This window comes from Hymenobacter plasmatis (assembly GCF_020711255.1).
Lineage (GTDB): Bacteria > Bacteroidota > Bacteroidia > Cytophagales > Hymenobacteraceae > Hymenobacter.
In genome coordinates, this window is record NZ_JAJFAW010000001.1 from 259679 (window position 1) to 278985 (window position 19307).

The window sequence follows — 19307 nt, forward strand, 5'->3', positions numbered from 1 at the left end:
ACATCCCCTCCTTAGCTTCGCTGACCTTCGGTTGGTAAGGAGGGGAGCTTCTTTGCTCTATTTCAACACAGTTGCTTCTGGCTCAAGGAGAACCAAGCCCTGGCGGAAAAGGGCACCCAGGGCTTTCTTAAACACCTTTTTGCTCATGCCCACGCGGCGGTACACGTCTTCGGCCAGGCTTTTGTCGCCGAGGGGCAGGCGGCCGCCGGGGGCGGCCTGAATGGCTTTGAGCAGCGTGTCCGTGGCCGATTCTACTTCGCCGTAACCTTCTTTTTGGAGGCGCACGTCGAGCTTGCCGTCGGCGCGCACTTGGCGCAGGAAGCCGGGCAGCTGCTCGCCCAGGCGCAGGGGGCGGAATACTTCGTTGTGAAACAGCAGGCCCTGGTGGGTGCCGTTCACGATGACGGGGTAGCCCAACTCGGTTTCGTCGGCCACGAGCAGGCGCACGGCATCGCCGGGCTCGCCGGGGAAGGGCTCGTTGCTCAGGAACTGCTTCCACTTGGTGGAGGCCACCAGCCGGTCGCTTTCCTCGTCGAGGTACACGTACACCAGCACGCGGTCGCCGGTGCGCAGGTCGCGCCGCTGGTTGCGGAAGGGCAGGAGCAGGTCTTTTTCGAGGCCCCACTCCAGGAACGCGCCGGCCGGGCCGTGGTCGCGTACGGTGAGCGCGGCAAAGGAATTCACCAGCGCCAGCGGCCGCAGGTTGGTGGCAATGAGGCGGTCTTCGGAGTCGCGGTACACAAATACGCGGACGATGTCGCCCACGCGGGTGCCGGGCTCCACGTACTTATTGGGCAGCAGCAGGTCGCCGTCGTCGGAAGTCAGGTACAGGCCGACGCTGGTTTCGCGGGCTACTTCGAGGTCGTTGTAATCGCCGAGGAGGAGGCTGGCCATCGGGTAAAAAGTAATTAGGTGGAGGGCAAAGGTCGGGGCTACGGCACGGAAAGCCATGCGGCGGATTGGCGCAGCCCAACGAGCCCAACTTCAGGCAGTGGGCTAGCGGGCCTGTGGCACCGGTTGTACGCCGGCCTGAGCCAGGAGGTCGAGCACCTGCCGCTCAATCAGGTCGCGCACCTGGCGAAATTCGGCCGGCTCCAGGTGCTTGGGGTCCGATATCTGCCAGTCGAGGCGGTGCTTGGCCGCAATGAACGGGCAAGCGTCGCCGCAGCCCATAGTCACCACGTAGTCGAATTCCATGTCGCGCACCTCGTCGAGAGATTTGCTGGCGTGAGCGTTCAGGTCGTAGCCCAACTCGGCCATGGCCGCAATGGCTTTGGGGTTGATAACCCCGGACGGCCGCGAGCCGGCGCTGTAGGCCGCTACCTGCCCGCCCCCGTGCAGGGTGGCAAAAGCCTGCGCCATCTGGCTGCGGTTGGCGTTTTCGATGCACACAAAAAGGAAGCTGGTCATGGGGTCGAGGGGGTATCAAGGGTTGGTTTAAGTTGCAATAATCGGTCGAAGGCCACGGCCAGCAGCGCGCCGGCCAGTGGAGCCACTACATACAGCCAGGCATCAGTCAGATGCCCGCTGAGCAAGGCCGGCGCGAAGGAGCGGGCCGGGTTCATGGAAGCGCCGGTGAGGGGCCCAGCCACCAAGGCTTCCAGCCCCACGGTGGCCGCGATAGTGAGGCCCGCCAGCAAACCCTCTTCCTTAGCCCCGGCCGTGACGCGTAGAATCACGAGCATCAGCCAGAAGGTGAGGGCCAGCTCAATTCCAAACGCTTGGCTGGGGCCGTGCGCCGGCAGGGTGGCGCCCAGGGTAGAGCCTTCGGTGGCCAGCAGCTTTACCAGGCCGCTACCCGCCAGCGCGCCCAGCAGCTGGGCGCCCACGTAGGGCAGCACCCGCGCCCCCGGAAAGCGCCCGGCCGCCCAGAAGGCCACGGTCACGGCCGGGTTCACGTGCGCGCCGCTCACGGCGCCCAGGCTCTGAATCAGCACCAGTACCACCAGCCCAAAAGCCGCCGCTACGCCGCCGTGGCCCAGAGCGTGGGTCTGCTCGTTCACCACGGCCGCCCCGGTGCCAAAGGCCAGCAGCACGGCCGTGCCCAAGGCCTCGGCCAGCAGGCAGTGGCGCAGCGGAAGCTTCACGAAGCGAGCGGGGCCGCGCCCACTACCGCGCTGCGGCGCTCGAGCAGCAGGGTATCGCGCCACTGCCCGTGCAGCTGCCCAATCCGCTCGCGCCGGCCCACTTGCCGGAAGCCATTGGCCTCGTGCAAGTGCACGCTGGCCGCGTTTTCCGGGAAAATGCCGGCTTGCAGCGTCCACAATCCGTTTTGCTCAGATTCCGTTACCAGGGCTGCCAGCAAGGCTCGTCCCACGCCCTGCCCGCGGGCGCCATCGGCTACGTACACGCTCACCTCGCCCACGCCCGCATACACGCAGCGCCCCGAAACGGGAGTTAGTGCGGCCCAGCCCAATACCGTTTCCGGCTCAGCATCCGCTACGGCCACCAGCCGGCAGGTGGGTAGGTGGCTGCCATTCCACTCTTCCCAGGTGGGCGGCTCGGTGGCGAACGTGGCATTGCCCGTGGCCATGCCTTCGGCATAAATGGTGCGCACGGCAGGCCATTGGGCAGCAGTCATGGGCAGGATTTTCATGGGTAAATTGAGCTGAAAGGTGATTGGTGTTTGCCTTATTTGGGTGAGCATCTCTCACATTATTTGTCCCGCAAATTCTCTGTCATGCTGACGAAGGAAGCATCTTATCGCCGCTAAACGAGCCGTCCGGGCGTGAGAAAATGCTTCCTTCGTCAGCATGACAGACACTTGATGGACGTCGAACAGATGACTGTCGGCTGATTAGCAGCAGCCTCCGCCAGGCGTGCATGCGGTGGCTGTGGCCGTAGCGGGCGCCGCTTCAACGAGCGTGAAAGCCATGGGTGCAGTCGTTAGCACTTCTTCCGCGGCTGGGGCGGCTTGCTTGGCCGGCGCGATGCAGCACTGGCTGTTCCCGCTGGCGGAGTCATACTCTTCCTGGTAGCGCGGGTCGTTGAACTCGGCGTCGGCGTGGAAGTAGTACACTTCCCACTCCACGCCATCGGGGTCGTTTACCCAGAACTTGTCTTGCTTGGCGTAGCAGCAGCTGGTGCCCATTTCCTCGCGGCTCACCAGGCCGGCCTTGCGGGCCACGGCCAGGCGCTCGTCCAGTTCCTCCACCGTTTCTACCTGGAAGCCCAGGTGGCCGAAGTGGCTTTGCACGCGGTCGGGGTTCTCCACGAAGGATATAATCAGCGAGGGCTTGTCGAGCACGTACTTGGCGTAGCCGCGCTTAATCTTGGCGGCCGGCTGCCCAAAAAAAGCCGTGTAGAAGTTGACCGTGGCGGTCAGGTCGGACACGTACAGCGAGACGTGCATGCGGGGAAAAACAGAAGCTTCCATGACGTGTAAGGGATAAGATGAAAGGAGAAAAGGGGAGGGGGATTCTAGCAGGCGCAGCCGGCCGCAGGCAGCGGCAACTCGGCCAATAGGTTGCCGAGGAGCTGGCGGGCGCGGTCCCAGCCGGCCCGGTCGATGCAGTAGCACACGCGCGGGCCGTCGACTTCGCCCTGCACCAAGCCGGCCGCTTTCAGCTCTTTGAGGTGCTGCGACACGGTGCTTTGCGAGATGGGCAGCTCCATTACCAGCTCGCCGCACACGCACGACTGCCGCTGGGCCAGCAGCTGCAGGATGGCCACCCGCGCCGGGTGCCCCAGGGCTTTGGCGATAACTGCGATTTCTTGCTCGGCGGCGGTGAACTGCTCGCGTTTGTGGAAAGCCATACAGAAAGATATTTCGTTTATCGTCGATTAACGATGATAAATGTATGGCTTCAATTAGCCCTAGGCAAGTGTTTGCTTAGAATTTTGTGGAAATGTGCAATAAAACCGTTGAAATATAGTAGTTGTTCAAATTAGCTAAGTGCAAAAGGTACAAAAAGATAATATTGAAATGTGAGGGCAAGAGTTATATATTGCATCATCAATTGCATCCATTTGAAGCCAAATGCAATCCGTAGCTCTATCAACATATTCTATCTTACTATTTAGCTATTCCACTGAAAAGACAATTTGCTTAAATCCAGCTTCTGGAGAAATTCGTTGTTAATTCATAGAATGAATTTTTGACTTGCTTTTGATTCTTAACTTAAACCTCTACTAGCATGCTTCAATCTTTACGCTTCCATGCATTTCTGGCTTTCATCGCCTTATCTGGGGTAGTAGCCAAAGGGCAGACCCTGGCTCAGGTGAGCTCCAAAGTGGCAACCCCGGCGGCAGCCCCGGCGGCCACACCAGGTACCCTGGCTGTGCCCATGACGGCAATGCAGCCCGCCGTATACCCCGATTCGGTGTACATCAACCCCGAGGTGCGCCCCCAGTTCGTGGGTGGCGACAAAGCCTTCACCGCTTACCTCACCAAGTCGATTCGTTACCCCGCCCAGGCGATACAGCGCCACATTTCCGGTAAGGTGTACGTCAACTTCGTACTCAATGCCGAGGGCAAAGTGCAGGATGCGCACGTGGTGCGTGGCCCCGGCAACGGCCTTAATGACGAGGCTCTGCGCCTGGTGTGGCTGATGCCCGCCTGGGAGCCCGGCCGCGTAAACGGCCAGCCCGTGCGCGTGGCTTGCACTGTGCCCATCTCCTTCAATACAGAGCGGTAGAAGGCACTTTCTAAGAAAACAAGAACGGGGTAGAGGCCGCACGCTTAGCAATGAGCGTGAGGCCTCTACCCCGTTTTTATTTCGGCACCCTGCCCTTACTGGTACTGCCCCGTGCCGGGCTGGCCCAGCCCAAAGTCGGTGAAGGTGACGGTTTCGCGCGAGGTCTCGAACAAGCGCACGCCGGTGGCCGAGTTCAGGCCGCGCGGGTAGTAGCCAATCAGTAGTTGGAAGGTGCGCAGGGCCGTAAACTCGTTGCGGAAGCGCAGGCCCAGCCCGAAGCCAGTATAGGGCGCGCCGCTGAAGGGCGAGCCACCCCGGGGCCGGTCGCTCACCCAGGCCGCATCGGCAAAGGCAATGCCTGCCAGCCGGAAGCCCAGCAGCGAGAGCGGTGTAAACAGCGTGGTTTCGTAGTTGACCACAAAGCGGCTGGTGGCCGCAATGGGCTGCCCCGGCGAGAAGCCGCGCAGGCCGCGCTCGTTGGTGATGCCCTGTAGGAACTCGCCTGGCCGGCGGTTGAAGCCCACGGTGGCCCGGCTGCTCAGGAAGTGCCGGTACTGCCAGTTGCCGAAGTGGTAGAGCTTGGTAAACGAGGTGAATTCGGTGGACAGCAGGCCTTGTTCCCACTTGTGGTCTTTCAGCAACTGGTACGTGCCCAGGTCGGCGGCGGCGTATAGGTAGCCGCTGCCCGTGCTGAATCCGGCCGCTGCCAGGCGCACGTCCATGTAGCGGCGCGGCACCACGCTGTTGAGGTCGTAGCCGGCCGTGAAGCTGAGCAGCGTGCCGGTGGGCACGTCTTCGGTGCGGCCAAAGCCAAACAGGTACCGGTCCTTATAGTAGCGGCGCACGGAATAGCCTACCGTGCCCAGCAGCAGGGTGCTGTTGCGGAAGTTAGGCGGGTTTTGCAGCACCAGGTCGGGGTCGGGCTGCGGAATGGTGCTGTAGGCGGTGTGGTACACCCGGGCCGAGAGAATCACGCGGCCGGGGTTTTCGTAGCCCAAGTCGTAGGAGCGCAGGCGCAGGGCCCGGCCCACCCAGGCATCCTGCACGGTGTAGCGCAGCGGGTGGTAGCGGTAGGGCTCGCCCGGGGGCGGGGCGGTGAAGGCGATGTTCTGGCTGTAGCTGTTCAGGTTGAGCGCCCCCGCATACCGGGCCCGGGGCGAGTAGAAGTCGCGCTGCACCGACACCCCGCCCGAGCGGTAGTTGTACTCGTTGCGGTAGCGGGCCTGAGCATACACAAAGTTGCGAAACGGCGCCGTGTAGCTGCCCTCGTACGACCATTGCTGGGGCTGTTCGTGGTTTTCGGTGCTCAGGCCGCGCCCGTAGCGGTAGGCATTCTTGAGCTGGTGGCCCTGGCCCAGAAAGTTCTCGTCGCCGAAGGTGATGAGGCCCGACGTGGCCGAGCCCAACTCGTAGCCGGCCGTGATGCTGAACACGTCGGTGGTGAGCACCTCAATGTCGACGCTGTCGCGGGTGGTGGTGAGTTCGTTCACCAGCACGCGGGCGTCCAGGATTTCGGGCGTTTGGCGCAGCAGGCGTTCCGATTCGGCCAGGGCCTGGGGCTCCAGCGGCTGCCCCGGCCGGAACAGCAGCACCTGCCGCACCCGGGAGCGGGCGGTTTTGATGTGGAGCGTGTTGCCCGACTTTTCCCAAAACGTGCGCGGCACCTTGGTCGAGTCGGTGAGGCTGTAGCCGAAGGCGTCCAGGGTGCGGATGTCGACGCGCCGCACAATTTTGAAGTTGTGGCGGTCGAACTGCCGGTCCAGCAGCACGGCGTCGAGGCCGGCCTGCTCTTCCTTGCGCTGGGTGAAATTGAACAGCGCCGAGACGGCGCGGCCGGCAATGGTCTTGCGGCGCGAGTAGGCTTTGAGGCGGTTGATGACCCGCTCTTCGTCGAAGCGCTGGCGGAGGGAGTCGGCGCGGTGGGGCAGGATTTCCTCGCTGGCCTTGAGGGAGTCGGGCGGCACGGCCGAGCGCGGGTCAAACGTCTGCGCCTGAGCCGCGCGGGCGCCCAGGCCAAGCCAAACAAAGACCAACAGGACACAACCGCGAAAGCTCATAATGGGGCGCAACGCTGCAAATTACGAAAAGGAGCCGGGGCCAGCGTATACACGCCACTTCTTTGCTAAAAAATCAGCATTGGACTATCATTTCTTTTTCAAGAAAAAGAAACTATTACCAAAAAAATTAGCTTAACACTTTGCGTCTATATGGCCGCTGTTAACTACTTTTAAGGCGGAAAGCCAGCCATTCCTCATGAACGAGCGCATTCAAGAGAAACTAAGCATATTAGCCGATGCCGCGAAGTACGATGCTTCGTGCAGCAGCAGCGGTGGCAAGCGCAAAAACGAGAACAAGGGCCTCGGCAACGCCGAGGGCATGGGCATCTGCCACAGCTACACCGAAGACGGCCGCTGCGTGAGTTTGCTCAAGATTCTGCTTACCAACCACTGTATTTTCGACTGCGCCTACTGCGTGTCGCGCCGCTCCAACGACGTGAAGCGCGCCGCCTTCACCGTGGACGAAGTGGTGGACCTGACCATCAACTTCTACCGCCGCAACTACATCGAAGGGCTATTCTTGAGCTCCGGCATTTTCTCGAGCCCCGACTACACCATGGAGCGGCTGGTGCGCATTGTGAAAAAGCTGCGCACCGAGCACAAGTTCAACGGCTACATCCACGTCAAGACCATTCCGGGCGCTTCGGAAGAATTGATTCAGGAAGCTGGCCTCTACGCCGACCGCCTCAGCGTAAATATTGAGCTGCCCTCGGAGCTGGCCCTCACCACGCTGGCGCCGGAGAAGAACTACCAGGAAATCCTGACCCCCATGGGCCAGATTCGGGACGGCATTGCTCAGAATAAAGAAGAGAAGGCCCTGTTCAAGAAGGTGCCTTCTTTCGCCACGGCCGGCCAGACGACGCAGCTCATCGTGGGCGCCAGCGCCGAAACGGACCTGCAAATCATCAAGCTCACCGACTCGCTCTACCAGGGCTACGGGCTAAAGCGCGTGTACTACTCCGGCTACATCCCTGTGACCGACGACGCCCGCCTGCCGCAGGTGACGCAGCCGCCCGTAATCCGGGAGCATCGCCTGTACCAGACCGATTGGCTGATGCGCTTCTACGGCTTCCACGCCGACGAAATCCTCGACCCGGCCCACCCGCACCTCGACCTTGAGATTGACCCCAAGCTGGCCTGGGCCCTGCGCAACCGCCACGTCTTTCCGGTGGACGTGAACACGGCCGAGTACGAAATGATACTGCGCATTCCCGGCGTGGGCGCGCGCTCGGCCAAAAAAATCGTGGCCGCCCGCCGCTTCACCACCCTCAACATGGAAACTCTCCGCCAGCTGGGCGTGGTGCTCAAGCGGGCCAAATACTTCCTTACCTGCCAGGGCGAGCACCAGCCCATCATCGGCGAGCTGAGCGAGCAGCAGGTGCGCCGCCAGATTCTGTTCGGCGCCGGCTCGGTGCGTTCGGCCCTGGTCACGCAGCAGCTCGACTTATTCGCCCAGGCTTCCTAATCGACATGAACTACGACCTCCTTTTTTCGAACGGCCCCTCGCCGCTGCAGAAAAGCAGCCTGGGCGGCGTCCAGCACGACATTTTTTTCTCCGTTATGAAAGTTATTCACCGCCAGCCCCAGCCCGCTCGCACCCCGGCCTCCGATAAAGTAGCCCGCCTCTCGTGCTGCTGCCGCATCAGCGAACTCATGCCCTTGGTGCGCCAGATGCACGACGATGCCCGCGCCCGGGCCATGGCGCGCATGGCCGACGGCGACGCCCAGCAGGCCGCCTAGCGCAACTTCCGGGCACCGGCGCCGGTATTGGGCTCATGGCTTACCCCGTCGAACACCAGCAGGTGCCCACCAACGGCTTGCAGCTGCACGTGGCCCAAAGCGGGCCGGCCGCCGGGCCGCTGGTGTTGCTGCTGCACGGCTTTCCGGAGGGCTGGTACGCGTGGCGCTACCAGCTGGGCCCCTTGGCCCAGGCGGGTTTCCGGGTGTGGGCGCCCGACCAGCGCGGCTACAACCTCAGCGCCAAGCCCCACCACGTGCAGGACTACACCATCGACAAGCTAGCCGCCGATGTCCTGGGGCTAATGGACGCCGCCGGCGCGCAAACCGCCGCCGTGGTGGGCCACGACTGGGGCGCGGCCGTGGCCTGGTACCTGGCGGCGCACCACCCGGCCCGCATCCACCGCGCGGCGGTGCTCAACGTGCCCCACCCGCAGGTGCTGGCCCAGGCCCTGCGCAGCAACCCCCGTCAGTTTGCCAAAAGCTGGTACGTTTTCTTCTTTCAGTTGCCGTGGCTGCCCGAGGGCCTGGCGCGGCTCCGCAACTGGTGGGCCGCCCGCCAGGCCCTGCTGCGCACCAGCCCCGACGGCGTGTTTAGCCACCAAGACCTGTACACGTACCGGGAGGGGTGGAGCCAGCCCCGTGCCATGCGCAGCATGATAAACTGGTACCGCGCAGCCGGCCGCTTCGCGGGCCAGCTCGGTAAAACCGGCCGCGTGCAAGTGCCGGTGCACATTATTTGGGGCGAAAACGACGCTTTCCTGGAAGCCGACCTGGCCCGGCAGAGCCTGCACCTGTGCGATGAGGCCCGCCTCACGTACCTGCCCGCCAGCCACTGGGTGCAGCACGAAATGCCCGATGAAGTAAACGAGCTGCTGCTCAATTTTCTGAAATAGCCCCCTGCCGATGCCCAACCTCACCCCGCTGCGCCGCCCGGCGCCGGCCCCCGCTCCGCCCACGGCCGGGGCCCGCCGGCCGGCGCCGGTGCTATCTGGCGCACCGCGCGACTACACCTACGACGGCACGTTTGAGGGCTTGCTCACGGTGCTGTTCACCATTTACGACGGCAAGGCCGCGCCCAACAGCATTCAGCCCGAAGCCGCGGTGCAGGGCGGGCTGTTTGCGCCGGCTGCGCCCATCGAAACCAGCGAAGCGCTGGCAGCCCGCGTGTGGGATGGCCTGCTGAAAACCATGGACGCCGAGGCGCGCACCCGCTTGTTCCATGTATTTCTGAGCGAGCAGCCCGACCGCGAGCTGCTCATTTTCCGGTACGTGGACCTGACCCTGCGCACGCCCGTGGACATCTCCACTAACTATGCCGATGCCAGCGTGCGCCGCGTGCAGCGCCTGGCCCAGCAGATGTTCCGCGAAAAGCACCGCATGGAAGCTTTCGTGCGCTTCGAGAAAACCACCGACGACCTGTTTCACGCCACCATCGAGCCCGATTTTGACGTGCTGCCGCTCATCGCCGCCCACTTCACCAAGCGCTACGCCGACCAGCGCTGGCTGATATATGACCGCCGCCGCCACTACGGCCTCTACTACGACCTGACCCGCACCGACGTGGTGCAGTTTGAGGCTACCCAGGCGCCAAAGTCCACCCAGCTATCGGCCACTGTGCTCGACGAGCGGGAGCCGCTATTCAAGCTGCTGTGGCAGGCATATTTCGACCACGTGAACATTCCAGAGCGCAAAAACCTGAAGCTGCACCGCCGCCACATGCCGCTGCGCTACTGGAAATACCTGAGCGAAAAACAGCCCCGTGAAATGCGTTTTGAGCCCATTAAGAACAAGCGCCCGCCTACGGACCCTAACTTGCGGCTCGAATAGGGCCCCTGGGCTTTGTTTCAGTGCAGGGCTGCTGAGTAACGACAGCGACTGGCGCATCTATTCTTATATCACTAAGCAGCATAGTTCATGGGTAGCATATTGGTTTTTGGGGCTTCGGGTCAATTGGGGCAGTGCCTGGCGCACGTGGCGCAGGAGCGGAACACGCCCGGCATGGTGTTCTTGTCCGAAGAGCAGGCCAATATTCTTAACCCCGCCGGCCTGGCGGCCGTTTTTGCTGAGTACCGTCCGGCCTACTGCATCAACTGCGCCGCCTACACGGCCGTGGACAAAGCCGAAGACGAAATTGAGCTGGCCCGCAAAATAAACCGCGACGGCGTGGCCAACCTCAGCCAGTTGTGCGGGGAGTATGGCACCGTCCTCATCCAGATTTCGACCGACTTCGTCTTCGCCGGCACCGGCAACCAGCCCCTGGTAGAAACCGACGAAGCCGCGCCCATCAGCGTCTACGGCCTCACCAAGCTGGAAGGCGAGCAGGTAATTCCTGAATACACCAGCAAGTATTTCATCCTGCGCACCAGCTGGCTGTACTCCGAATACGCCAACAACTTCGTGAAAACCATGCTCAAGTTGGGCCGGGAGCGCGAGGAGCTCAAGATTATTTGGGACCAGCTAGGCACGCCCACGTACGCCATCGACTTGGCCGGCTGCATCCTCTCCATCATCGAAACCGGGAGCCAAGAATTCGGCCTCTACCACTACAGCAATGAGGGCGTCACGTCTTGGTACGATTTCGCTACGGCCATTTTCGAGCTGAGCGAAACGGCTGTGCGCACCGTTCCCATTCGCACGGCGGAATACCCCACCAAGGCTACACGCCCCACGTATTCGGTGATGGACAAGACCAAGGCTAAAACCCAGCTCGGCGTGGCCATTCCGCACTGGCGCCACAGCCTGCAGGTGTGTTTGGGGCGGCTGGACTAGTTGAGCGGGCGCAACCGCACTATCGCGGAACCTCACCCCCGGCCCCTCTCCCGCGGAGAGGGAGGGACACGGCGGCGTGGTTGTAGCGCGGACTCTGTAGTCCGCGTCCCAGGCGGACACCCGAACGGCGCAGGGACGCGGACTACAGAGTCCGCGCTACACTCGTCCGGCTTCCCTATCCCAAGGTGAGGTTCTCTGCGCTGGGCTCTATTTCCTGCTCACGCCCGCCCATAGCGCCGGCTCACCAGCAGCGCTACCGCCGTCAGAGTCCCGCCCACCGCGCACACGCCGGGCCAGCCGCCGTGCACCCAGGCCAGCCCGCCCAGAATTGAGCCCAAGGAGCCGCCGGTAAAGTAGGCCGTCATGTACACCGTGTTGAGCCGGCTGCGGGCCTCGGGCACCAGCGAGAATATCATCGACTGGTTGGAAATGTGCGTGGCCTGCACGCCCACGTCGAGCAGGATGACCCCAATTACCAACCCCGCCACATAGAGGCCGCCGAAACCCAGAATGGCGTAAGCGACCAGCGCTAGCACGATGCCCATTGCAATGGTATAATCTGGTCCTTTGGTGTCGGCGGTTTTGCCAGCTAGGGGCGCCGCCAGGGCTCCAAAAGCGCCAATCAGGCCGAAGAAGCCAGCCACATCGCTGCCGTAGTGGAAAGGGGCGCCTTCGAGGTAAAACGCCAAGGTGGTCCAAAACACGCTGAAGGCGGCAAACAGGCTGGCACCTACCAGCGCGGCGCGTCGTAGCGGCACCTGCTCACGGGTGAGCGTGAGCAGCGACTTCATCAGCGAGCCATAGGAACCGGTGAACGTGGGCTGGTCGGTGGGTAGTTTCCAGGCCAGCAGGGCGGCGAGCAACACCATGAGGCCAGCCCCGATTTCAAACATGGCGCGCCAGCCCAGGTGCAGGCCCACGTAGCCGCTCACGGTGCGCGAAAGCAGGATGCCGATGAGCAAGCCGCTCATCACGCGGCCCACAATGCGGCCGCGGCTGGCTTCCGGGGCCAGGTGCGCGGCCATGGGCACCAGCAGTTGCGGCACCGCGGAGAAAATGCCAATGAGCACGCTCGCGCCCGCCAGCACCGCAAAGCTGGGGGCCCAGGCGGCCAGGCCCATGCACAGGGCCGCGCCCAGCAGCATAAGCAGCATCATGCGCTTGCGCTCCAGCTTGTCGCCCAGCGGCACCACAAACAGCATCCCCAGCGTGTAGCCTATCTGCGTAGCCGTAGCCACCAGGCTGGCACTGCTGTCCGAAAGATGGAACGTGCGGCCGATGGCGGCGAGCAGCGGCTGATTGTAGTAAATATTGGCCACCACCAGTCCGCAGGTTATGGCCATGAGCCACACCAGCGCATTGTCTAGCAGGTGCGGAGCTGGTGTTTCGGTAGGGGAGGCGGTGGTAGGAGAAGTAGTGGGAATAGATAAAGGCGTATTCTCAACGAGGGATTCTTTCATGTAAGCTAGCGAACGGTTCTAAAGCTGCGCAGGACGCAGAAGGGGCTAACAGCGAAAACCCGCCAATGGTTACGCCTGCACCATAACCTGCCGATGGCCCCTGCGTTCAACCCACCATGAGCCGAGGATTTGTAAAAGAGGATGACTCCCAGCAGCCACCCATTATTCCGCCGCGGGCGGCGCTGCCGCCCGACACGCCCAACTATGTCACGCCCAACGGCCTCGAGCAGCTCCGCGCCGAGCTCACAGCCCTGGAAGCCGAGCGTGCCCAGGCCGAGGGCAACCGCGACAATGACACCGACCGCACCCACCGGCTGTCGCTCTACAACGGCCGCATTGCCCTGCTTACCGAGCGCATTACCAGCGCCAAAGTGGTAGACCCGCACACGCAGCCACCCAAGGAAGTGCGCTTCGGCGCCACCGTCGCGCTGCGCACGGTGAGCGGGGGCACCCCGGGGTCGCCGTCCGCCAAGGCCGGTTTTGAGCGGAAGTTTACCATCGTGGGCGTCGACGAAGCCGACTTGGCCGAGGGCAAGGTAGCGTTTGTGGCGCCCATTGCCCGGGCGGTGCTGGGCGCCAAGCTGGGCAAGACCGTGACCTTAAAGCTGGGCCCCAAGGAAGAAGTGGTGGAAATTGTAGGCATCAGCTACGCAGACGCGTAATTTAGCCTCTGCGCGGCCCATTGCCGCGCCGGCTGTACTGCATGATTGTTTATAAATCGACCGATTGGTGGGAAGCCCTGCGCCATCTGCGCTCCTCGGGCATCATCCGCCTCCTGCTGAAGCGCGTGCTGTGGGTGGGGCTGTACGCTACCGTGGTTACGGCCGGGGCGGTGCAGTTCAACCTGCTGAATTTCACCGTTGACAAGGAGTTTTTTACTTTCCTGGGCATCATGCTCAGCTTGCTGTTGGCGTTCCGGACCAATTCGGCCTACGACCGGTTTTATGAAGGACGCCGGCTCTGGGGGCAGCTCGTGAATAACTGCCGCAACCTGGCCGTGCTGCTCCACGCCCGCCTCCCGGCCGAGGACTACGCTAACCGCACGTACCTAGCCCAGCTCCTGTCCAACTTCCCCATTGCCCTGGATGGACACCTGCGGGGAGGCGTACGATTTCATAAGCTGGGCGAGGCCCACAGCGGCTATGTGGAGCAGCTGCGGCAGGTTAGCCATGTGCCGTCGCGCATTGCGGCTCAACTGCAGGAATTCTACGAACAGCTGCTGCAAGAGGGCCTTATTCTGCCCACGCACCTCCTCACCATTCAGCGGCACCACGAAGTGCTACTGGACGTGGCCGGCGCCTGCGAGCGGATTAAAAGCACGCCCATTCCTTTTTCCTACAGCTACTTCATCAAAGGATTTATCTCGGTATTCATCGCCATCATGCCCTTCAACCTGCTCGATACCTACGAGTACATGACGGTGCCCATCACCATGTTTGGCGCCTACGCCCTGCTGGGCGTGGAGATGATAGGCGACGAAATTGAAGACCCCTTCGGCAAAGACAGCAACGACCTGCCGCTCACCCAGCTCTCTAACCGCATCCGGGCTAATGTGCACGAAATCCTGGGAGTGGCCCTGCACGAGGACGTGAAAGGACTTGCCGACGTGCCGTATAGCGTGGTGTTTTAACCTCACCCCCGGCCCCTCTCCAATAGAGAGGGGAGCCCGATGCGGTACCTTGCCTCTGCACAGATGTAGGGGCGGGGCTTGTCCCCGCCAGGTCGTCTGCGCCGCTTCAACGATTCCGGGTAACGAGCGGGCAGGGGCAAGCCCCGCCCCTACGTCGGCTGGTGTCTCTCTTCGAGGGAATAGAGGTGAGGTCCGCGTTAAGCCACCATCTGCCTCTTATAAGCCCCGGGCGTCACGCCCTCGTACTTCTTAAACAGCGCCTGGAAGTAGGAGATGTTGTTGAACCCTGCCCGCATGCACACCTCGGCCACGCTGGCCAGCGGGTGGCGCAGCAGTCGCTTGGCCTCGCTCAGCCGCTCGCGGATGATGAACTCCACCGGCGTAATCCCAAACTCGCGCTTGAACACCCGGAAAAACGTGGCCTTGCTCATGCAAGCCAGCGCGCTGAGTTTATCAATGGATAAATTTTCCGCCAAGTGCTGCTTGATGTAGTCGACCACGGCAGCGAAGCGGTGGGAGGTGAGGTAGCGGGCGTAGTCGTGGAAAATGAGCTGGCGGGCCTGGGTTTGCATCAGGCGCACGAGTAGTTCCTGCAGGGTGAAGCTGGCCAGCACGTCCTTGTTGGCGTCGGTGGTGCGCGACACGGCTACGAGGCGGCCCAGCGTATCGGTGAGCTCGGGGGTGTTGGTGAGGTGGGCGTATTCGGGCTGCTGCAGGTTCCAGGGCTGGTGGGCCTCGGCGCGGGGGTACCGCTCGTTGAGCAGGTCCACGGTGTGGCGGATGGTGTCGGGCGCTATGGCCACGGCCAGGCACTGGGTGGGCTGGCACAGACAGGCCTCCGGGAAGTCAATTTCCATCAGCTCGTCCTTGTCCACCACCACCGACTCGCCGGGCAGGTAGTCGAAGGCGGCGCGGCCGGGCAGGTGCATCACTTTTTTGCCGCGCAGCATGGTGGTCAGGGCCAGGCCATCGAGGCGCAGCTGCACGCGGTGGGCCGCCTGGTGGGTTTCAAAAACGTTGAGCTCAAATCCATCAAGGGAGTACACGGTGCGGTTTTCGACGAGGCTGTGCAGGCGCTCGACGGTGAGCGGGGCAACGGCGGCGGGGATATGGACGCGCGTGGGCATGGGTGGGATTTGGGTTAACCCCGGCGCTTGGGACGCCAAGGGAGAAGGACAGGGCAGAAAGGCGCAACCGTAGCCCCAGATGGGGGTGCTTGCTCCGGCAAGTTGCGATTATTCCCGCACACTTTAAGACAATACCACAACCCGCCAAAAGGTTATTCAGAGACCTTTACCATCCAACTAACCCACTCAACCTTTTCTTTTTACATCGTCATGGCTGAAACCCTCGAAGCAACCTCCACCGTGGTGGAGCGTCCCAAATTCAAATCTCACTACGACAATTTTATCGGCGGCAAATGGGTGGCCCCGGTCAAAGGCCAGTACTTTGAAAACCCCTCACCCATCGATGGCAAGGCCTTCTGCCAGGTGGCCCGCTCCACCAAGGAGGACATTGAGCTGGCGCTGGACGCCGCCCACGAAGCCTTCAAAACCTGGGGCAAGGCCTCGGCCACCACGCGCAGCAATGTGCTGCTGAAAATCGCCGACATTATGGAGGCCAACCTGGCCCACCTAGCCGCAGCCGAAACCGTGGAAAACGGCAAACCCATCCGCGAAACCATGGCGGCTGATTTGCCGCTGTGCATCGACCACTTCCGCTACTTCGCCGGCGTGATTCGGGCCGAAGAGGGCTCGGCCACCGAGCTGAACGAAACCACCCTGTCGCTCGTGATTCAGGAGCCGCTGGGCGTGGTGGGTCAGATTATTCCCTGGAACTTCCCGCTCCTGATGGCCACCTGGAAGCTGGCCCCCGCCATTGCCTCGGGCTGTTGCGTGGTGATGAAGCCCGCCGAGCAAACCCCCGCCAGCATCATGATTCTCATGGAGCTGATTCAGGACGTGGTGCCCGCCGGCGTGATAAATGTGGTGAACGGCTTCGGCCTGGAAGCCGGCAAGCCCTTGGCCAGCAACAAGCGCGTGCAGAAGGTGTCCTTCACCGGCGAAACCACCACCGGCCGCCTCATCCTGCAATACGCCGCCGAAAACATCATACCCGTGACCATGGAGCTGGGCGGCAAGTCGCCGAACATCTTCACCAAATCGGTGATGGATGCCGACGACGACTTCCTGGATAAGTGCCTGGAAGGTGCAGCCATGTTTGCCCTCAACCAGGGCGAAATCTGCACCTGCCCCTCGCGCCTGCTCATCCACGAAGACATTTACGACGAGTTTATGCCGCGCCTCATCGAGCGCGTGAAGGCCATCAAACTCGGCCACCCGCTCGACCCCAGCACCATGATGGGCGCGCAGGCCTCGAACGACCAGTACGAGAAAATCCTGAGCTACCTGGAAATCGGCAAGGCCGAAGGTGCCGAGGTGCTGGTGGGCGGCGACGCGCACTTCCACGACCACCCTGAGCTGGCCAACGGCTACTACATCAAGCCCACCATCTTCCGGGGCCACAACAAAATGCGGATTTTCCAGGAGGAAATCTTCGGCCCGGTGCTGTCCGTCACCACGTTCAAAGACAACGATGAAGCCATCGAAATAGCCAACGACACCCTCTACGGCCTCGGCGCCGGCCTCTGGAGCCGCGATGCCCACGAGCTGTACACGATGCCCCGCGCCATTCAGGCCGGCCGCGTGTGGGTGAACTGCTACCACGACTACCCCGCCGGCGCCCCCTTCGGCGGCTACAAGGCCTCCGGTTTTGGCCGCGAAAATCACAAGATGATGCTCGCCCACTACCGCCAGACCAAGAACATGCTCATCAGCTACAGCAAGCAGAAGCTGGGCTTCTTCTAGGCCGAAATTGGGCTGAGCTGATGGGTTCCATTGGCGAATAATCAGGAACGTCATGCTGAGCTTGTCGAAGCATCTCTACCTCAATACTAATTAAGATTAGTTGAGCAGTAGAGATGCTTCGACAAGCTCAGCATGACGCCCTGGTTTTGCGCATTCTCACCGCCAAGAGTCTTTTAAGCAGTAGGTTGCGTCTTTACAAAACGGTTCTACCAATCCATGAAGATGAAGCGTTTACTGTTGCCCTTTTCGCTACTAGGTTGCATCTCCATTGCTCAGGCTCAGCTTTTGCCGGTGCCCGGCGGCAAGAACCCGGATTGGGTGCTGCTGAAAACCGAGGCCCGGCCTTACGATGCGCAGGCCCTCACGCCACCTCCGGCCACCGACGCCATGCCCAACGCCGCCCAAAAAAGCATCTCGAGCATTGGCGACCACCAGTACTATTGGGATGCCCAGCGCCAGCTAGCCTACGATTGGGTTAGCCGCGGCAGCAGCAAGGCGCCGTTTATGCTGGTGAACGTGCGCGAGCAGCGCAAAGACGTGGTGTATGTCTACCGCCGCGCCACGGTTAACGGCAAGCCAAATTACCTGCCTGGCCAGCGCAATCCCACCAACTAACTTCTCAAACCATGGCTACGCCCCGCGTCCTCGTTACCCAAGCCGCTGAGGCTACCATTGACCTTTTGCGCGACGAAAACGGCCCGCTCATGTTCCACCAAAGCGGCGGCTGCTGCGACGGCTCCTCGCCCATGTGCTTTGCCAAGGGCGAGTTCCGCATCGGCGGCAACGACGTGTGGCTGGGCCAGATTCACGGCTGCGACTTCTTCATGAGCACCAGCCAATTCGAGTACTGGCAGCACACCCAGCTCACCGTAGACGTCACGAAGGGCCGGGGAGCCAGCTTCTCGCTGGAAATCCCGCTCGGCGTGCGCTTTCTGATTCGCTCGCGCCTGTTCACCGAGGAAGAATCCAAGGACATGGCCCCGGTGCTGCAAGGCGAGGAGTACCTCGAGTCGCAGGCCTAGCGCCGGAGCCGCCACAGGTCCACGGTTTTGTCGGAGCTGGCGCTGGCCAACCACTGGCCGTCGGGGCTGTAGGCCACGTCGTAGGCATCGTCGGTGTGTTGGGCCAGGGTTTGTAGCAGCTGGCCGGTAGCCACGTCCCAAATCCGCACCGTCACGCCTTTGTTGGTGGGGGAGAGGCCCAGGAAATGCTGCGTGATTTCGCCCAGGGCCGTTTTGTCGCGGTAAGCTCCGGCTAGTTGCTTGTCGTCGGGGCTGAACTCGAGGGAATACACGCATTCCGAATCGCCCTTAAATGTGCGCAGCAGTCGGCCCGTGGCCATATCCCAGAGTCGGATGCTTTTGTCGTCGCTGGCGCTGGCCAGTTGCCGGCCATCGGCGGTGAAATCCACGTTCAACACGGCTTCCGTATGCCCGGTGAGGGTGCGGAGCAATTGCCCACTGGCGGTATCCCAAATTCGAATGTCGTTGTCGAAGCTGCTGCTGGCCAGCGAGCGGCCATCGGGGCTGAATTTTACGCCCCACACGTTGAGCCGGTGGCCGGGCAAGCTGCGAATCAGCGTGCCGCTGCCCAGGTTCCAGAGCTTCACGAGCTTGTCTTCGCCCGCGCTGGCCAGCGTGCGCCCGTCGGGGCTGAACGTCACGGCCCAGACCGTGCCCTCGTGCCCGGGCAAGGTGCTGAGTAGCCGGCCATCGGCTACCTGCCACAAGCGGATGACGTGGTCGTAGCCCCCGCTGGCCAGCGTCTTGCCATCGGGGCTGAATTCGAGGGTGGTGACCCCGGTTGGGTGTTTCAAATTGAGCAGCACTTGGCCCTGCTTGTTCCACACCTTCACAGTGCTATCGATGCTGCCGCTGGCCAGCAGCGCGCCATCGGGGCTGAATTTGACTTCCCAGATGTGGGCTTTGTGCGCTGAGAATATGGTGTGCAATTGAGCTAGCCCACCTTCCACTTGCTGGGGTTTTTGCCCCCAATAACCGTATGCCAGTGCCCCCACCAGGAGCAGCACAAGGGCTAGAATAATGGTTAAGATGCGTCTGAAGGCGCGGGGCTTTGAGGAAGAGTTTGACATGAGATAAGGAAGACAGTTTTGCAGAAAAGAGAGAGTGTGTACTGCGAAGCTAGCA

21 protein-coding genes are annotated in these 19307 nt (G+C 62.0%); 11 read left to right on the plus strand and 10 right to left on the minus strand.

What is annotated here, in order from left to right:
* Nucleotides 1-57: 57 nt before the first annotated feature.
* The 6 genes from LJ738_RS01150 to LJ738_RS01175 form a co-directional block, all read right to left on the minus strand.
* On the minus strand, nt 58-894 hold the full coding sequence (locus LJ738_RS01150) for a CvfB family protein (protein WP_227784488.1): 837 nt from the start codon (nt 892-894) through the stop codon (nt 58-60).
* Between the two features lie 102 nt (nt 895-996).
* Complete coding sequence (locus tag LJ738_RS01155; protein WP_227784489.1) at nt 997-1410, minus strand: arsenate reductase ArsC; 414 nt, start codon at nt 1408-1410, stop codon at nt 997-999.
* Complete coding sequence (locus LJ738_RS01160) at nt 1407-2087, minus strand: MIP/aquaporin family protein (RefSeq protein WP_227784490.1); 681 nt, start codon at nt 2085-2087, stop codon at nt 1407-1409. The genes LJ738_RS01155 and LJ738_RS01160 overlap by 4 nt, the downstream gene beginning before the upstream one ends.
* Nucleotides 2084-2596: a GNAT family N-acetyltransferase gene (locus LJ738_RS01165; protein WP_227784491.1), complete on the minus strand. Its 513-nt coding sequence runs from the start codon at nt 2594-2596 to the stop codon at nt 2084-2086. Before LJ738_RS01165 ends, LJ738_RS01160 begins: the two co-directional genes overlap by 4 nt.
* A 201-nt stretch (nt 2597-2797) precedes the next feature.
* On the minus strand, nt 2798-3376 hold the full coding sequence (locus LJ738_RS01170) for an ArsI/CadI family heavy metal resistance metalloenzyme (protein ID WP_227784492.1): 579 nt from the start codon (nt 3374-3376) through the stop codon (nt 2798-2800).
* Nucleotides 3377-3420: 44 nt separating this feature from the next.
* Entirely contained in the window at nt 3421-3756 is a 336-nt protein-coding gene (locus tag LJ738_RS01175) for an ArsR/SmtB family transcription factor (RefSeq protein WP_227784493.1), read from the minus strand.
* Between the two features lie 380 nt (nt 3757-4136).
* On the opposite strand from LJ738_RS01175, the gene LJ738_RS01180 reads away from it, so the two are divergent.
* Nucleotides 4137-4637, plus strand: a complete 501-nt coding sequence (locus tag LJ738_RS01180) for an energy transducer TonB (protein WP_227784494.1) — start codon at nt 4137-4139, stop codon at nt 4635-4637.
* A 95-nt stretch (nt 4638-4732) separates the two neighbouring features.
* Here the strand turns inward: LJ738_RS01180 and LJ738_RS01185 are convergent, their stop codons facing one another.
* Nucleotides 4733-6670: a BamA/TamA family outer membrane protein gene (locus tag LJ738_RS01185; protein WP_227784495.1), complete on the minus strand. Its 1938-nt coding sequence runs from the start codon at nt 6668-6670 to the stop codon at nt 4733-4735.
* Nucleotides 6671-6890: 220 nt separating this feature from the next.
* Between LJ738_RS01185 and LJ738_RS01190 the strand changes: the two genes are divergently transcribed.
* The 5 genes from LJ738_RS01190 to rfbD all read left to right on the plus strand — a co-directional run bounded on the left by LJ738_RS01190 (nt 6891) and on the right by rfbD (nt 11203).
* Entirely contained in the window at nt 6891-8159 is a 1269-nt protein-coding gene (locus LJ738_RS01190; RefSeq protein ID WP_227784496.1) for a putative DNA modification/repair radical SAM protein, read from the plus strand.
* Nucleotides 8160-8164: 5 nt separating this feature from the next.
* A complete protein-coding gene (locus LJ738_RS01195) occupies nt 8165-8434 on the plus strand; it encodes a hypothetical protein (protein ID WP_227784497.1) in 270 nt (89 codons plus the stop codon).
* A gap of 35 nt (nt 8435-8469) precedes the next feature.
* Nucleotides 8470-9327 carry an alpha/beta fold hydrolase gene (locus LJ738_RS01200; RefSeq protein ID WP_227784498.1) on the plus strand — a complete coding sequence of 286 codons (858 nt, stop codon included), beginning with the start codon at nt 8470-8472 and terminating at the stop codon, nt 9325-9327.
* Nucleotides 9328-9337: 10 nt separating this feature from the next.
* On the plus strand, nt 9338-10261 hold the full coding sequence (locus LJ738_RS01205; protein WP_227784499.1) for a TIGR03915 family putative DNA repair protein: 924 nt from the start codon (nt 9338-9340) through the stop codon (nt 10259-10261).
* Nucleotides 10262-10348: 87 nt separating this feature from the next.
* The gene (gene rfbD, locus LJ738_RS01210; RefSeq protein WP_227784500.1) at nt 10349-11203 is read left to right on the plus strand and encodes a dTDP-4-dehydrorhamnose reductase; all 855 of its coding nucleotides are present in this window, start codon (nt 10349-10351) and stop codon (nt 11201-11203) included.
* A 218-nt stretch (nt 11204-11421) separates the two neighbouring features.
* On the opposite strand, the gene LJ738_RS01215 is transcribed toward rfbD, so the two are convergent.
* Nucleotides 11422-12663, minus strand: coding sequence for an MFS transporter (locus LJ738_RS01215; protein ID WP_227784501.1), 1242 nt, complete (start codon nt 12661-12663; stop codon nt 11422-11424).
* Between the two features lie 116 nt (nt 12664-12779).
* Here LJ738_RS01215 and LJ738_RS01220 point away from each other — a divergent pair, with 116 nt between their 5' ends.
* Both LJ738_RS01220 and LJ738_RS01225 read left to right on the plus strand, forming a co-directional pair.
* Nucleotides 12780-13325, plus strand: a complete 546-nt coding sequence (locus LJ738_RS01220) for a GreA/GreB family elongation factor (protein ID WP_227784502.1) — start codon at nt 12780-12782, stop codon at nt 13323-13325.
* Nucleotides 13326-13366: 41 nt separating this feature from the next.
* Nucleotides 13367-14293 carry a bestrophin family protein gene (locus LJ738_RS01225; RefSeq protein ID WP_227784503.1) on the plus strand — a complete coding sequence of 309 codons (927 nt, stop codon included), beginning with the start codon at nt 13367-13369 and terminating at the stop codon, nt 14291-14293.
* 197 nt (nt 14294-14490) lie between these two features.
* Here the strand turns inward: LJ738_RS01225 and LJ738_RS01230 are convergent, their stop codons facing one another.
* Nucleotides 14491-15420, minus strand: coding sequence for a helix-turn-helix transcriptional regulator (locus tag LJ738_RS01230; RefSeq protein ID WP_227784504.1), 930 nt, complete (start codon nt 15418-15420; stop codon nt 14491-14493).
* A gap of 210 nt (nt 15421-15630) precedes the next feature.
* On the opposite strand from LJ738_RS01230, the gene LJ738_RS01235 reads away from it, so the two are divergent.
* The 3 genes from LJ738_RS01235 to LJ738_RS01245 all read left to right on the plus strand — a co-directional run bounded on the left by LJ738_RS01235 (nt 15631) and on the right by LJ738_RS01245 (nt 18182).
* Nucleotides 15631-17160 (plus strand): aldehyde dehydrogenase family protein, encoded by a 1530-nt coding sequence (locus LJ738_RS01235; protein WP_227784505.1) that lies wholly within the window; start codon nt 15631-15633, stop codon nt 17158-17160.
* A 222-nt stretch (nt 17161-17382) separates the two neighbouring features.
* Nucleotides 17383-17775, plus strand: a complete 393-nt coding sequence (locus LJ738_RS01240) for a hypothetical protein (protein ID WP_227784506.1) — start codon at nt 17383-17385, stop codon at nt 17773-17775.
* 11 nt (nt 17776-17786) lie between these two features.
* Complete coding sequence (locus tag LJ738_RS01245; protein ID WP_227784507.1) at nt 17787-18182, plus strand: DUF779 domain-containing protein; 396 nt, start codon at nt 17787-17789, stop codon at nt 18180-18182.
* On the opposite strand, the gene LJ738_RS01250 is transcribed toward LJ738_RS01245, so the two are convergent.
* Nucleotides 18179-19189, minus strand: coding sequence for a WD40 repeat domain-containing protein (locus LJ738_RS01250; protein WP_227784508.1), 1011 nt, complete (start codon nt 19187-19189; stop codon nt 18179-18181). The genes LJ738_RS01245 and LJ738_RS01250 overlap by 4 nt on opposite strands.
* Between the last annotated feature and the right edge of the window lie 118 nt (nt 19190-19307).

What these genes read in the sequence shown, in the direction of transcription:
- LJ738_RS01150 (WP_227784488.1), bottom strand. Translation starts at nt 894, where the DNA reads ATGGCCAGCCTCCTCCTCGGCGATTACAACGACCTCGAAGTAGCCCGC.
- LJ738_RS01155 (WP_227784489.1), bottom strand. Translation starts at nt 1,410, where the DNA reads ATGACCAGCTTCCTTTTTGTGTGCATCGAAAACGCCAACCGCAGCCAG.
- LJ738_RS01165 (WP_227784491.1), bottom strand. Translation starts at nt 2,596, where the DNA reads ATGAAAATCCTGCCCATGACTGCTGCCCAATGGCCTGCCGTGCGCACC.
- LJ738_RS01170 (WP_227784492.1), bottom strand. Translation starts at nt 3,376, where the DNA reads ATGGAAGCTTCTGTTTTTCCCCGCATGCACGTCTCGCTGTACGTGTCC.
- LJ738_RS01175 (WP_227784493.1), bottom strand. Translation starts at nt 3,756, where the DNA reads ATGGCTTTCCACAAACGCGAGCAGTTCACCGCCGCCGAGCAAGAAATC.
- LJ738_RS01180 (WP_227784494.1), top strand. Translation starts at nt 4,137, where the DNA reads ATGCTTCAATCTTTACGCTTCCATGCATTTCTGGCTTTCATCGCCTTA.
- LJ738_RS01190 (WP_227784496.1), top strand. Translation starts at nt 6,891, where the DNA reads ATGAACGAGCGCATTCAAGAGAAACTAAGCATATTAGCCGATGCCGCG.
- LJ738_RS01195 (WP_227784497.1), top strand. Translation starts at nt 8,165, where the DNA reads ATGAACTACGACCTCCTTTTTTCGAACGGCCCCTCGCCGCTGCAGAAA.
- LJ738_RS01200 (WP_227784498.1), top strand. Translation starts at nt 8,470, where the DNA reads ATGGCTTACCCCGTCGAACACCAGCAGGTGCCCACCAACGGCTTGCAG.
- LJ738_RS01205 (WP_227784499.1), top strand. Translation starts at nt 9,338, where the DNA reads ATGCCCAACCTCACCCCGCTGCGCCGCCCGGCGCCGGCCCCCGCTCCG.
- rfbD (WP_227784500.1), top strand. Translation starts at nt 10,349, where the DNA reads ATGGGTAGCATATTGGTTTTTGGGGCTTCGGGTCAATTGGGGCAGTGC.
- LJ738_RS01215 (WP_227784501.1), bottom strand. Translation starts at nt 12,663, where the DNA reads ATGAAAGAATCCCTCGTTGAGAATACGCCTTTATCTATTCCCACTACT.
- LJ738_RS01220 (WP_227784502.1), top strand. Translation starts at nt 12,780, where the DNA reads ATGAGCCGAGGATTTGTAAAAGAGGATGACTCCCAGCAGCCACCCATT.
- LJ738_RS01225 (WP_227784503.1), top strand. Translation starts at nt 13,367, where the DNA reads ATGATTGTTTATAAATCGACCGATTGGTGGGAAGCCCTGCGCCATCTG.
- LJ738_RS01230 (WP_227784504.1), bottom strand. Translation starts at nt 15,420, where the DNA reads ATGCCCACGCGCGTCCATATCCCCGCCGCCGTTGCCCCGCTCACCGTC.
- LJ738_RS01235 (WP_227784505.1), top strand. Translation starts at nt 15,631, where the DNA reads ATGGCTGAAACCCTCGAAGCAACCTCCACCGTGGTGGAGCGTCCCAAA.
- LJ738_RS01240 (WP_227784506.1), top strand. Translation starts at nt 17,383, where the DNA reads ATGAAGCGTTTACTGTTGCCCTTTTCGCTACTAGGTTGCATCTCCATT.
- LJ738_RS01245 (WP_227784507.1), top strand. Translation starts at nt 17,787, where the DNA reads ATGGCTACGCCCCGCGTCCTCGTTACCCAAGCCGCTGAGGCTACCATT.